Origin of the sequence: Jiangella anatolica (genome assembly GCF_003236295.1) — a bacterium.
In the GTDB taxonomy this organism is placed as follows: Bacteria; Actinomycetota; Actinomycetes; order Jiangellales; family Jiangellaceae; genus Jiangella; species Jiangella anatolica.
Map to the genome: position 1 here is coordinate 1 of NZ_POTW01000018.1, position 13243 is coordinate 13243.

General features: G+C 72.1%; 14 protein-coding genes. 3 read left to right on the forward strand and 11 right to left on the reverse strand.

Going from position 1 to position 13243, the window contains the following annotated elements; genetic code table 11:
* The 4 genes from C1I92_RS09570 to C1I92_RS09585 all read right to left on the reverse strand — a co-directional run.
* On the reverse strand, nt 1–1154 hold a 1154-nt coding region (locus tag C1I92_RS09570), incomplete at its 3' end, for a TolB-like translocation protein (protein WP_267896729.1).
* A gap of 14 nt (nt 1155–1168) precedes the next feature.
* On the reverse strand, nt 1169–2455 hold the full coding sequence (locus C1I92_RS09575) for a M20/M25/M40 family metallo-hydrolase (RefSeq protein ID WP_111254441.1): 1287 nt from the start codon (nt 2453–2455) through the stop codon (nt 1169–1171).
* The gene (locus C1I92_RS09580; RefSeq protein ID WP_111254442.1) at nt 2448–3284 is read right to left on the reverse strand and encodes a M55 family metallopeptidase; all 837 of its coding nucleotides are present in this window, start codon (nt 3282–3284) and stop codon (nt 2448–2450) included. Before C1I92_RS09580 ends, C1I92_RS09575 begins: the two co-directional genes overlap by 8 nt.
* Before the next feature lie 6 nt (nt 3285–3290).
* Nucleotides 3291–3827, reverse strand: a complete 537-nt coding sequence (locus tag C1I92_RS09585) for a MarR family winged helix-turn-helix transcriptional regulator (protein WP_111254520.1) — start codon at nt 3825–3827, stop codon at nt 3291–3293.
* Nucleotides 3828–3859: 32 nt separating this feature from the next.
* On the opposite strand from C1I92_RS09585, the gene C1I92_RS09590 reads away from it, so the two are divergent.
* Entirely contained in the window at nt 3860–4594 is a 735-nt protein-coding gene (locus tag C1I92_RS09590; RefSeq protein ID WP_111254443.1) for an SDR family NAD(P)-dependent oxidoreductase, read from the forward strand.
* Nucleotides 4595–4620: 26 nt separating this feature from the next.
* On the opposite strand, the gene C1I92_RS09595 is transcribed toward C1I92_RS09590, so the two are convergent.
* The 7 genes from C1I92_RS09595 to rpsB form a co-directional block, all read right to left on the reverse strand.
* Nucleotides 4621–5739 (reverse strand): DivIVA domain-containing protein, encoded by a 1119-nt coding sequence (locus tag C1I92_RS09595; protein ID WP_158564060.1) that lies wholly within the window; start codon nt 5737–5739, stop codon nt 4621–4623.
* A 128-nt stretch (nt 5740–5867) separates the two neighbouring features.
* A complete protein-coding gene (gene rlmN, locus C1I92_RS09600; protein WP_111254521.1) occupies nt 5868–6989 on the reverse strand; it encodes a dual-specificity RNA methyltransferase RlmN in 1122 nt (373 codons plus the stop codon).
* A gap of 91 nt (nt 6990–7080) precedes the next feature.
* Entirely contained in the window at nt 7081–7926 is an 846-nt protein-coding gene (locus tag C1I92_RS09605) for a phosphatidate cytidylyltransferase (protein ID WP_111254522.1), read from the reverse strand.
* A 14-nt stretch (nt 7927–7940) separates the two neighbouring features.
* Entirely contained in the window at nt 7941–8498 is a 558-nt protein-coding gene (gene frr / locus C1I92_RS09610) for a ribosome recycling factor (RefSeq protein ID WP_111254523.1), read from the reverse strand.
* A gap of 63 nt (nt 8499–8561) precedes the next feature.
* Nucleotides 8562–9326, reverse strand: a complete 765-nt coding sequence (gene pyrH, locus C1I92_RS09615; protein ID WP_369124088.1) for a UMP kinase — start codon at nt 9324–9326, stop codon at nt 8562–8564.
* A gap of 84 nt (nt 9327–9410) precedes the next feature.
* Entirely contained in the window at nt 9411–10235 is an 825-nt protein-coding gene (tsf, locus tag C1I92_RS09620; RefSeq protein WP_111254446.1) for a translation elongation factor Ts, read from the reverse strand.
* A gap of 81 nt (nt 10236–10316) precedes the next feature.
* Entirely contained in the window at nt 10317–11330 is a 1014-nt protein-coding gene (gene rpsB / locus C1I92_RS09625; RefSeq protein ID WP_111254447.1) for a 30S ribosomal protein S2, read from the reverse strand.
* A 405-nt stretch (nt 11331–11735) separates the two neighbouring features.
* Between rpsB and C1I92_RS09630 the strand changes: the two genes are divergently transcribed.
* A complete protein-coding gene (locus C1I92_RS09630; protein ID WP_111254448.1) occupies nt 11736–11999 on the forward strand; it encodes a helix-turn-helix transcriptional regulator in 264 nt (87 codons plus the stop codon).
* Nucleotides 11996–13237, forward strand: coding sequence for a type II toxin-antitoxin system HipA family toxin (locus C1I92_RS09635; RefSeq protein WP_111254449.1), 1242 nt, complete (start codon nt 11996–11998; stop codon nt 13235–13237). The genes C1I92_RS09630 and C1I92_RS09635 overlap by 4 nt, the downstream gene beginning before the upstream one ends.
* Nucleotides 13238–13243: the final 6 nt, after the last annotated feature.

The window sequence follows — 13243 nt, forward strand, 5'->3', positions numbered from 1 at the left end:
CAGAACGTGCGCGGCTGCGGCGACGGCAGCGACGTCACCGGCACGGACAGCACCGACGGCAGCACCGGCGCCACCGACCCACCACCGGCCGCGACCACCTCGAACGGCTCGACGCGGGACGCGGCGACGCCGTAGATCGTGCGGCCAGACACCGCGAGCGTCGGCGACCACTCGGTGTGCACGTCCTCCAGCAGGTCGTAGAGCAGCCCGGTCCCGGTGTCGAGCAGGTTCAGCCGGGACGACGCACGGCCACGGATCACCGCGACCTCGCCCTCGCCGATCGGCGCGAACCAGCGCATCCCCAGCTGCCACAGCGGCCCGGCGAACTCCTCGGCCCGCTCGCACAGCACCTCCGGCTCGGCCGCTCCGTCCGAGGTCAGCCGGACGCGGTGCAGGTTCCACCAGCCGGTCCGGTCGGTGACGACGAGCAGCGCGTCCGCCGTCTCCCACTCGGCCTGCGGCACGGACTCCGACGGGCCGCCGGCCACGGTCACCGGCGAGCCGACGACCCCGTCGGACGACACCGGCGCGACCCGAACCACCGTCGCGTCCCACGGCATGTTCGGGTGGTCCCAGCCGATCCACGACAGCCGGGTCCCGTCCGGCGACGGCCGCGGGCAGGCGAGGAAGTGAGTGTCCTCGACCAGCACCCGCACGTCGCCGGACCCGTCCAGCGGCACCGCCACCAGCGCCCGGCGCACGTCGGTGGGCGCCGGCCCGGTGTGCTCCTCGCGGACGCACCACACCTCGGTCCCCGACGGCGACAGCACCGGCTCGGCGTACCGCAGCCCCGACGGGATCGCCGGCGACGGCGTCAGCGCGACCGGGTCCGAACCGGGCTCGAACCGGTACAGCCGCTGGTCGGTGAACTCGGCGAACACGACGGCGCCGTCCGGCGTCACCAGGTGGGCCAGCCCGCCGTACTCGTGCACGCGGCTGCGCACGTTCCACCGCGCCGGCAACACCACCTCCGGCGTGACGGCGCCGTCGGGCAGCCGCAGCAGCGCCACCCGCCCGCCCTCCGCCGGCTGCGGCCGCGTCCACCACAGCGCTCCGGCGGCGTGGCTCAGCCAGCCGGGCCGGCCGTCGTTCTCGGCGACGATCTCGGCGGACACCGGCGACGGCCAGCTTCCGTACGGTGCGGTCTCGGGCACGTTCGCTCCAGCGATCAGGTGGTCAGGAACCGGTCCAGTACCCGCACGCCGAACTCCAAGGCGTCGACGGGCACCCGTTCGTCGACGCCGTGGAACAGCGCAGAGTAGTCCAGGTCCGGTGGCAGGCGCAGCGGCGAGAAGCCGTAGCCGGTGATGCCGAGCCGGGAGAACTGTTTGGCGTCCGTGCCGCCGGCCATGCAGTACGGGACGACGTGCGCGCCCGGGTCCTCGGCCAGCAGCGCGGCCGCCATCGCGGCGAACGCCGGCGCCGTGGGGTCGGCCGACAGCGCGACCTCGGCGTGCTCGTACTCCCAGCTCACATCCGGCCCCACCAGCGAGGACACGACCGCCTCGAACTCGTCGCGGGCGTCCGGCACGACCCGGCCGTCGACGTAGGCGGTCGCGGTCTCCGGGATCACGTTCACCTTGTAGCCGGCGCTCAGCATCGTCGGGTTGGTGCTGTTGCGCAGGACGGCATCGACCAGCACCCGGGCCGGGCCGAACCGGGCCACCGTCGCGTCGACGTCGGCGAGGTCCACCGGCACACCCAGCGCCGCCCCGATCCCCTCGATCGACGCCCGCACCGTCGGCGTCAGCCGCAGCGGCCACTCGTACGTCGCCAGCCGATGCACCGCACCGGCCAGCGCGGCGACCGCGTTGTCGTGGTTGACCCGCGACCCGTGCCCGGCCCGCCCGCGCGCCGTCAGCTTCAGCCAGGCCGTGCCCCGCTCCCCCGCGCCGACGGGGTAGAGGCGACGCCCGCCCACGTGGAAGGTGTAGCCGCCGGACTCGCTGATCCCCTCGGTGACGCCCTCGAACAGGTCGGCGTGCTTGGTGACCAGCCAGGTCGAGCCGTGCTCGGCGCTGGCCTCCTCGTCGGCGGTGAAGGCGAGGACGACGTCGCGCGGCGGCCGGCGGCCCTCGCGCGCCCAGGCCCGCACGACGGCGAGCATCATCGCGTCCATGCCCTTCATGTCGATGGCGCCGCGGCCCCACAGCATGCCGTCGCGGACCTCGCCGGAGAACGGGTGCACCGACCAGTCGGCGGCCTGCGCCGGCACGACGTCGAGGTGACCGTGGACGAGGATCGGCGCCCGCCCGGGGTCGGTACCCGTGATCCGGGCGACGACGTTCGCGCGGTTCGGCGCGGACTCGATCAACGTCGCGTCGATGCCCGCCTCGGCCAGCTTCTCCGCGACGTACTCGGCGGCCGGCCGCTCCCGGCCGGTGCCGTCGCCGGGATTCGTGGTGTCGATGCGGATGAGGTCGGCGGCGAGGGTCAGGACGTCAGGATCAGCCATAGTGGTTCTCGATGCCGTTCGAGATCAGGGTGGTGACGGCCTTGAAGCAGCGGATCAGGTCGTACGCCGTCGCCGCGGCGTAGCGCACCCGGCGCCCGGCGACCCGCTCCACGGTCGGGACCATACCCGCGAAGTCGGCCAGCTGCGTCGCGTCGACCTCGATCTCGACGGTGTACGGCCCACGGCCGGTGACCGGCTCGTGCCGGACGGCCAGCCCGGCGGCCGCCTTCGCCTCGGCCCGGATCAGCTCGAACGAGCGCCCCGGCGGGAGGCAGCGGGCGGCGTAGCGCGACACGTACTCCTTGACGGCGGCGGTGCGGGCCAGCGGCGCGTAGGTGGCGGCGTCGGCGCAGGCGCGGTCGTCGCCGGTGACCAGTACGACCGGCGTGCCGTACTCGGCCGCGACCAGCGCGTTCAGCCGGCCCTCGCTGGCCGGGTCGCCGTCGACCCAGACGCCGGTGATGCTGTTCGGCAGGTACGTGTGCGCCAGCACGCCCTCGGCGCCGGCCCCGGCGTGGTACCCGAGGAACACGACGCCGTCGACGTCGCCGCTCTGCAGGCCCTCGACCATCGTGAGCGCCTTGTGCCGCCCGGTGATCATGGTGGCCCGCTCGTCCAGGCGCTCCAGCAGGAGGTTGCGCATCGTCGCGTGCGCCTCGTTGACCAGCACCTCGTCGGCGCCGCCGTCGAACAGCCCGGCGATCGCGCCGTTGACGTCGGAGGTGAACATCGCCCGGCAGCGCTGCCACTGCTCGGTCCCCGGCTCCACGTCGGCGGGCCAGGTGGTGCCGGTGGCCCCTTCCATATCCGCGGAGATCAGCACCTTCATAGGGCGCTACGCTACATCGGGCGGTGGACGGTCCTGCGCACCGAACCGCTCGGTGAGCTCGCCCAGCAACGTCTTCAGCAGCTCCGCGAGCGTCGCCCGCTGCGCCTCGTCGAGGCCGTCGAGCAGCGTTTCCTCGTGCCGCAGCAACTCGGTGACGACGCGCTCGTTCAGCGCCCGCCCCTCATCGGTGAGCGCGACGACGACGGAGCGCCCGTCGGCCGCTGACCGCTCGCGCCGCACCAGCCCGGCCGCCTCGGCCCGGGCGATCCGCTGCGAGATCGCGCCGGCGGTGACGAAGCTGCGCGCTGCGATCTGGCTGGGCGTCAGCCGGTACGGCGCGCCGCTGCGGCGCAGCGTGCTGAGCAGGTCCAGCGTCGGGTTGTCGATGCCGAGCCGGTCCAGCGTACGGCGGCGGTCGTCGGCGAGCAGCTGGCCCAGCCGCCAGACCCGGGTGATGACGCCGATCGAGTCCGCCGGGACGCCGGGCAGCTCGCGCCGCCACGCGGCCTGGATGCGGTCGGACCCGTCGAGATACGCTGTCATCGACAGGTACTTTAGCACTAAAGGAGTTTGGGATGAGTGCACGCACGATCGTCGTCACCGGCGGCGGGACCGGCATCGGCCGCGCCGTGGCCGCCAGGTTCGCGGCCGAGGGCGACACCGTCGTCGTGACCGGACGGCGACGCTCGAAGCTGGACGAGGCGGTCGCCGAGCTCGGCCCGAAGGCGACCGCCGTCGACTTCGACGCCGCCGATCCGGCCGCCGTCGCCGCGGCCCTGGACCGGCTGCCTGGCACGGTGGACGTGCTGGTCAACGCGGCCGGCGGCAACACGAATGTCGGCGTGCCGGCGCCCGAGCCGGGCGACCTCGCCGGCGTGGCCGCGGCGTGGCGGGCCAACTTCGACGCCAACGTGCTGACGGCGGTGCTCGTGACCACGGCGCTGCTGCCGCGGATGCCGTCGGGCGGGCGGATCGTGACGATCGGCTCGATCGGCGCCCGCCGCGGCGGCGGCGACTACGGCGCGGCCAAGGCGGCGATCGAGGCGTGGACGGCGTCAGTGGCGGCTGACATCGGCCCGCGCGGGCTGACCGCCAACGTCGTCTCCCCCGGCCTCACCGTCGGGACGGAGTTCTTCCGCGGCCGGCTCACCGACGAGCGGCGCGAGCGGCTGGTGAACGAGACCATGACCAAGCGCGAGGGCACGACGCAGGACGTCGCGGCCGCCGTGCACTACCTCGCCTCGCCCGCCGCCGGCCACGTCACCGGCCAGATCCTGCACGTCAACGGAGGGGCCTACCTCGGCCGCTGAGCCGCGCCGCGGCGGGCCGCATCGCGTCAGGGGGCGACGACCTCGACCTCGTAGCCGTCGTCGTTCTCCATGTAGGCCGCGTAGTGGTGCGGCCCGCCCGCGTGCGGGTGCCGGTCGGCGAACATCAGGTGCCAGCCGTAGGCGGGGGCCTCGGACACGATGCGGTCGACCATCCACTGCTCAGGCACCGCCAGCGCCAGGTGGTTCAGGCCGGGGGCCTTGCGGTCGTAGGCGACCCAGCTCAGGTCCGGCGAGCACTCGATGACGACATACGGGCCGCCGCCGGGCGCCTGCCAGGACCGGCCGTTCTCCCACGCCTGGAACAGCGTCCAGCCCAGCCGCTCGAACAGCCAGCCGAACGAGCGGGTGGCGGCGTCGAGGTCGCGGACCCAGATCTCGATGTGGTGCAGGCCCGTCGACGGGGTGCTGGACGGCGCCAGCGAGGAGTCGTCGCCGGCCGGTTCCGGCGCCCGCTGGTACTGCTCCTGCTGCGGCGGCGCGGCCGGCGGCTGCGGCTGGCCGTAGGACGAGTCCAGCGCGCGCAGCACCGGGTCGAGCTCGCTGACGGCGGAGTCGGTGAGCGGGTCGTAGGCCTGCGTGTCGTACTGGCTGGTGCCGTGCGAAGTGCCGTGCGACGTCGCGTGCGAGGTGTCGTAGTACGCGGCGGGGTAGGACGGGTTCGACGGCGGACCGGCCGGCGGGCCGTAGCCGCCGGCGGCGGGCGGCGGCATGACCGGCGGGGCGGCCGGGGGCGGCGACACCGGCGCGCCCATGGCCGGTGCGCCGGCCGGCAGGCCGGGACCGCCGGGCGGCAGCCCCCCGCCGGGCGGCAGCCCCGCGCCGGGCGCGTAGGCGTTCGCCGGCACCTGCTGGTGCTGCTGCGACTGCTGCGCGGCCTTGCGGCGCGCGCGCAGCTCCGTCGCGGCGGCGTCGAGCCAGTCGTCGACGTCGTCCATGACGTAGCCCTCACGCATGCGGACGACCTTGAACTCCTCGGCCTCGATCTGCTCGGGCGTGATGCCGCGCCCGCCCGAGCGCCCCTCCAGGGCGTCGATCACGAGGTCGACGAAGTCGTCGACGGTGTCCAGGTCATAGCCCTCACGCATACGTGTGGTGCGGAACTCAGGCTCACGACTGACGGCCACCAGGTGTCACTCTCCTCCCGAACACAGAACGGCCGGCATCGGGCGATTCCACGCGCGGTGGGACCAGCCAGCCCACCGCCCGCGAAGCCGATATCCCCCGAGACCGGCCGAGCAAAGCGCAATGCATACTAATCACCAACGGTAGCCAACTGGCCACATGCCCCGTCGATATCGCTACCTCGGGTGTCCCGGATGGTGACCGGAACACCCCGTTCCTCCAGCGCGGCGACGAACGCGGCCTCGTCCTCCGGCTTCGACGCGGTCCACTTCGAGCCCGGCGTCGGGTTGAGCGGGATCGGGTTGACGTGCACCCAGCCGCGGCCGCGCTCGTTGAGCAGCTTCCCGAGCAGGTCACCGCGCCAGGCGTGATCGTTGATCTCGCGGATCAACGCGTACTCGATGGACACCCGGCGGCCGGTCTTCTCGAAGTAGGCGCGGGCCGCGTCGAGCGCCTCGCCGACCTTCCAGCGGGTGTTCACGGGCACCAGCTCGTCGCGCAGCTCGTCGTCGGGCGCGTGCAGCGACAGCGCCAGCCGGACGCCCAGGTTCTCGGCGGCCAGCTTGTCGATGGCCGGCACCAGGCCGACGGTGGACACCGTCACGCCGCGCCGGCCGATGCCCAGGCCCGACGGCGCCGGGTCGGTCATGCGCCGCACCGCCGTCACGACGGCCTTGTAGTTGGCCAGCGGCTCGCCCATGCCCATGAAGACGACGTTGGTGACCCGCCCGGTTCCCCCGGCGATCTCGCCGTCCGCCAGCATCCGCTCCGCCGCCACGACCTGTTCGACGATCTCGGCCGCCGACATGTTCCGGGTCAGCCCCTGCTGGCCGGTCGCGCAGAACGGGCAGTTCATGCCGCAGCCGGCCTGGCTGGACACGCACAGCGTCACCCGCGGCCGGTCGCCGGTGTAGCGCATCAGCACGCTCTCGACCAGGGCGCCGTCGAACAGCCGCCACAGCGTCTTGCGGGTGGTGCCGCCGTCGGTCTCGAGGTGCCGGACGGCCGTGGTCAGCGTCGGCAGCATGGTCGCCGCCAGCGTCTCGCGCACCGCCGCCGGGACGTCGGTCATCTGCGCCGGGTCGTTGACGTGCCGGGCGAAGTAGTGCCGGGAGAGCTGGTCGGCCCGGAAGGGCTGCTCACCGAGGTCGGCCACCGCCTGGCGGCGGGCATCGACGTCGAGGTCGGCGAGATGGCGGGGCGGTTTGCCACGCCGGGCGGGTACGAGCGTCAGCTCACCGGGTCTGGGCATGATGGCGACCATTGTCCCACGATCGGCGGGCTGATGACGTATGTCGAGGTCGAGGGGGCCGATCGGCCGGGCGGCGCGGCAGCCGAACGTCCTAGACCGTCACGACGTACTCCAGCACCAGCCACACCAGCGGCGCCGTCGGCAGCAGCGAGTCCAGCCGGTCCATCAGGCCGCCGTGGCCGGGCAGCAGCTGGCTCATGTCCTTGAGGCCGAGGTCGCGCTTGATCAGCGACTCCCCCAGATCGCCCAGGGTGGCGCCGACGACGCCGGTGACGCCGAGCACGACGCCGGTCCACCAGGGCGCGTCGAACGCGAACATCGCCACCGGGACGGCGACGCCGACGCCGAGGAGCACGGAGCCGGCGAAGCCCTCCCACGACTTCTTCGGGCTGACGCTGGGCGCCATCGGGTGCCGGCCGGCCAGCACGCCGGCCAGCAGGCCGCCGGTGTCGGACGCGACCACGACGACGAGCAGCGCGAACACCCGCCAGGCGCCGTCGTCGGGCCGCACCATCAGCAGCGCGAACCCGGCCAGGAACGGCACGTAGACGGTGGTGAAGATGCCCGCCGAGACGTCGCGCAGGTAGCCCGGGCGGGGGTCGCCGAGGCGCCAGGCCGCCACCGCTGCCACCGTCAGTCCCAGGCCCACCACCAGCGGCGAGCCGCCGCCGAGGTACGCGCCGGCCAGCATGAGCACGGTGCCCAGCACGACCGGCACGACGGGTACCTGGATCGACCGCGCGCCCAGCGCCGTCGCCAGCTCCCACACCGCGACCACCATGACGACGACCACCAGGCCGGCGAAGGCGGGCTCGAGCAGGAACAGCGTGCTGAGCACGACCGCGCCCAAGCCGAGGCCCACGAGCGTCGCCGCCCGCAGGTCGCGGCCGGCTCGCCCGTGCCGGCGGGACCTGCCGCTGGTCGTCCCGTCAGTCATCACCACGTGTGTACTCAGACTTCGAGCAGCTCGGCTTCCTTGTGCTTGAGCAGATCGTCGATCTGCTCCACGTAGGTCTTGGTCACCGTCTCCAGCTGCTTCTCCGCGCGCGCGACGTCGTCCTCGCCGACCTCGCCGTCGCGGGCCAGCTTGTCCAGCGTCTCCTTGGCGTGCCGGCGCACGCTGCGGATGGACACCCGGGCGCCCTCGGCCTTCTCGCGGGCGAGCTTGATGTACTCGCGACGACGCTCCTCGGTGAGCGTCGGCAGCACGACACGCAGGATGTTGCCGTCGTTGGTGGGGTTGACGCCGAGATCGGAGTCGCGGATGGCCCGCTCGATGGCCCCGAGCGAGCCCTTGTCGTAGGGCTGCACGGTGATCATGCGGGCGTCGGCCACGTGGAACGACGCGAGCTGGCTGACCGGGGTCGGCGCACCGTAGTAGTCGACCACGATCTTGTTGAACAGCGACGGATGGGCCCGGCCGGTGCGGATGGACGCGAAGTCCTCCTTGCCGACGGATACGGCCTTCTCCATCTTCTCCTCGGCCTCGAGGAGGGTCTCGTCGATCACCACTACTCCTTCGCTTGCTGTGTGGCGACGATCCTAGAGGACCATCGGGGCGCTGCCGCCCGTTCAGCCCTCGACGACCGTCTCGATGTTCGAGGCGACCAAGGTACCGATCCGCTCGCCGCGGATGGCACGGGCGATGCCGTTGGGCTCGCTGAGCCCGAAGACGACGATCGGCAGCTGGTTGTCCATGCACAGGCTGAAGGCGGCCGGGTCGGCGACGTTGAGCCGCTGCCGCAGGACCTCGGTGTAGGTGATGCTGCGGTACTTGCGGGCCGACGGGTCCTTGCGCGGGTCGGCCTCGTAGACGCCGTCGACGCCGTTCTTGCCCATCAGCAGGCGGTCGCAGTCGATCTCGAGCGCGCGCTGGGCGGCGACGGTGTCGGTGGTGAAGTACGGCATGCCGGCGCCGGCGCCGAAGATGACGACGCGGCCCTTGTCGAGGTGCCGGGCGGCGCGGCGCGGGATGTAGGGCTCGGCGACCTGGCCCATCGTGATCGCGGTCTGCACCCGGGTGTCGACGCCGACGTGCTCGAGGAAGTCCTGCAGCGCCAGGCAGTTCATGACGGTGCCGAGCATGCCCATGTAGTCGCCGCGGGCGCGGTCCATGCCGTGGTGCTGCAGCTCCGCGCCGCGGAAGAAGTTGCCGCCGCCGACGACGACGGCGACCTCGGCCTCCTTGTTCAGGACGACCTCGGCGATCTGCGCGGCGATGCTCTTGACGACGTCGGGGTCGACGCCGACGGCGCCGCCGCCGAACACCTCGCCGGACAGCTTCAGCAGCACCCGGCGCGGCGGCTTGCCGGTCCCGGGCACGGCCGAGGCCGGCACCGTCGCGGTCTCATCGGTCTCCGTCACGGTGCCGGCCTCCTGTGCGTCGGGATTGGCGTGTCCTGGCTCGTCGATCCGGCCGGATCAGGCCTCGAGCCGGACGATCCGCTGGACCGTCACGCCGGCCTCGGCCAGCACGGCGCCGACCGACTTCTTCGACTCCTTCACCGACGGCTGGTCGACCAGCACGGTCTCCTTGAAGAAGCCGTTGACCCGGCCCTCGATGATCTTCGGCAGCGCCTGCTCGGGCTTGCCCTCCTCGCGGGCGGTGGCCTCGGCGATGCGCCGCTCGTTCTCGACGACGTCGGCGGGGACCTCGTCGCGGGTGGCGTAGGTGGCCTTCAGCGCGACGACCTGCATGGCGGCGTCGCGGGCGGCCGCCTGGGCCGCGTCGGAGCCGTCGGAGGTGTACACGACGAACGAGCCCACCTGCGGCGGCAGGTCGGCGGCGCGCTTGTGCAGGTAGAAGGCGTACTCACCGTCGACGACGGCCACGCCGCCGATCTCGACCTTCTCGCCCACGACCGCCGCGATGGCGTCGACGGCCTCGCCGATCTTGCGGCCGTCGGCCAGCTGCGCGTTCAGCAGCGCGTCGACGTCAGCCGGCTTGGCCTCGGCCGCGGCGGCGGCGATGTCGCCGGCCAGCTTCTGGAAGTCCTCGTTCTTGGCGACGAAGTCGGTCTCACAGGCCAGCACGATCATGGCCGGGCCCGACGCCGCGACCAGGCCGTTGGCCGTGGTCCGCTCGGCGCTGCGCTTGGCGACCTTGGCCGCGCCCTTGATCCGCAGCGCCTCGATGGCCTGGTCGAAGTCGCCGCCGGTCTCCTCCAGCGCCTTCTTGGCGTCCATCATGCCCGCACCGGTGGCATCGCGCAGCCGCTTGACGTCGGCCGCAGTGACGTTCGGCATCCTCACACTTCTCTCTGAATCAGTTTGCTGGTGTGGTCTGGTGACGGCCCGGGCGGACCTCCGCCCGGGCCGGGGTGATCGTCAGGCCTGCTGAGTGGCCGGCTCTTCGGTCACAGCCTCTTCGGCCGGAGCCTCTTCAGCCGGAGCCTCGGCGGTCGCGGCCTCGTCGGCCGGAGCCTCAGCCGGGGTCTCCTCAGCCGGAGCCTCAGCGGCCGGCGCCTCGGCGGCCACGGCCTCGTCGGCCGGAGCCTCAGCCGGGGTCTCCTCGACCGGCGCCTCGGCGGCGGCGGGAGCCTCGGCGGCCGGCTCGGCGACCGTCTGCGACTGGAGCAGCTCCTTCTCCCACTCGGCCAGCGGCTCGTCGGAGGCCAGCTCCGCGCCGTCGGCGACCTCGCCACGCTGGCCGGCCCGGCCCAGCAGGCCGTCGGCGACCGAGTCGGCGACGACCCGGGTCAGCAGGCTGACCGCGCGGATCGCGTCGTCGTTGCCCGGGATCGGGTAGTCGACCTCGTCGGGGTCGCAGTTGGTGTCGAGGATGGCCACGATCGGGATGCCGAGCTTGCGGGCCTCGTCGACGGCCAGGTGCTCCTTCTTGGTGTCGACGATCCACACCGCGCTGGGCACCTTGGCCATGTTGCGCACGCCGCCAAGGGTGCGCTCGAGCTTGTCCTTCTCACGCTTGCGCATGAGCAGTTCCTTCTTCGTGAAGCCGGAACCGGCGACGTCGTCGAAGTCGAGCTCCTCGAGCTCCTTGAGCCGCTGCAGCCGCTTGTTGACGGTCTGGAAGTTGGTCAGCATGCCGCCCAGCCACCGCTCGGTGACGTAGGGCATGTTGACGCGGGTGGCCTGCTCGCGCACGGCCTCCTGGGCCTGCTTCTTCGTGCCGACGAAGAGGACCGTGCCGCCGTGGGCGACCGTCTCCTTGACGAACTCGTAGGCGCGGTCGATGTAGGACAGCGACTGCTGCAGGTCGATGATGTAGATGCCGTTGCGCTCGGTGAAGATGAAGCGCTTCATCTTCGGGTTCCAGCGGCGGGTCTGGTGCCCGAAGTGCACGCCGCTCTCGAGCAGCTGACGCATGGTGACGACGGCCATGGCCTCGTCCCCTCCTCTCGCACCGGTCGCGTTGCTCCCGATGCGTCGTTCCGGTTCATCGCGACGGTGGTCGGCCGCCGCGCCTGGTGCCCACCGGCCTACCGCCACCCGCCGTCCGACTTTCCGGACGTCAGGACCGACGACGATGACCGTGCTCAGGGCACGCGAATTTGACCCAGTCGAGACTGAGCCGTCCCCCAGTGTACGGGACGCACGCGCCCACTCTCCAACCACCGAGCGAACCGGTCGCGCGACTTCTTATACTCGACTTGCCGAGCACAAGAGTGCTTTCGACATCGCGCCGATCTCTCTAGCGCCTCTATGCGCGATTTTCCATGCATAACACCCTTCCAGCCTGCTAGCCTCGCCTCCGAGCGATACAAAGCCTGGAAAGCGAGGCATACCATGCCTGTCCCGCGCCGTAGAGGATCCAATCGCGCGGCCGCCGCACCCGCCCTGGCCAGGGAGGTCTACGAGCGCAGACTCGCGCTCGGCCTCACCCAGCAGGAGGTCGCCGATCTCGCCGGACTCGCCCGATCCAGCCTGCAGGCGCTGGAATCGGGCCGCGCATCGACGCGGCTGGCGTCGCTGCTGGCGGTCGCGGATGTACTGGGCTGCGCCATCGCGCTGGTCCCGCTCTCGGACACGACGAGTGAGGCCACGTCGTGACGTTCGCCAAGCTGCGGTCGATCGACACGGCCGACGTCTACAAGGACGGCCGGCCTGCGGGGCGGCTCAGCCGCGAGGGCACGGACATCGTGTTCCGCTATGACGACGAGTATCTGGCCGACGCAGCCACGCCGCCACTCGCGTGGACCATCCCGAAGCGCGCCGCCGAAGTGCGCTCCAGCGGCGAGAGCGTCCCTCCGTTCTTCGCCGGACTGCTTCCCGAAGGAGCGCGGCTCGGCGCGATCGTCGCCGGAACGCGAACCTCCGAGGATGATCACTTGACCCTTCTCCTCGCCGTTGGCGCGGACACGGTCGGCGACGTGAGCGTGCTGCCCGCGGCCACGCCGTTCGCTGATTCGTCGCCTGCCCTCGACCTGGCCTCAGCCGACAGCGTCGACCTTCGTGAGGTCTTCGATCGCATCGTCGGCGCGGAGTCGCTCTCCTACGATCAGGCAGCGATTCCTGGGGTCCAGCCCAAGGTCTCGGCGGCGATGATCTCGTCACCGTTCTGGACGACCAGCGGCCCGGCGATTCTCAAGCTCACCCCAGACCGCGGCTATCCCCGATTGGTGGAGAACGAGGACTTCTTCCTCCGGATGGCGCGCGCCTGCGAGTTGCGCACCCCCGAGCATCAGCTCATCCACGATCGCAACGGTCGCGCGGGCCTGGTCGTCCTCCGCTTCGACCGCGTCACGCTGGACGACGAGGAACGGCGGTTGGCGCAAGAGGATGCCTGTCAGGTGATGGGTGTGTATCCGGCCAGCAAATACCGGCTTCGTGCCCAGGACGTCATCGCCACCCTGGCCGAGCGATGTGGGCAGGGTGGCGGTTCCCGCCCGGCGGCCGCGCTGCGGCTGCTCCAACTCGTCGCGTTCTCCTACCTGATCGGCAACGGCGACCTGCACGGCAAGAACTTCTCCATCCATCGGCCGTTGGACGGATACTGGCAGCCCACGCCGGCGTACGACCTCGTGTCGACGCAGCCGTATCTGAGCTGGCGCGACCCTATGGCGCTCGACCTCTATGGACGGGCCAACCGGCTGGGCCATGACCGGTTCGTCGAGGCCGGCGAGCGGCTCGGCCTCCCCGGCCGGGCGGTGACCCGAATGCTCGCCCGGCTCACGGCTCGGGCGGCGAGCTGGGCCGACCGCGTCGGCGAGATCGGTCTGGAGCCGCGCGCCACCGAGCTCCTGCACGACACGATCGTGCGCCGGACCGGCGAACTGACCCCCGGCTGACCGCCC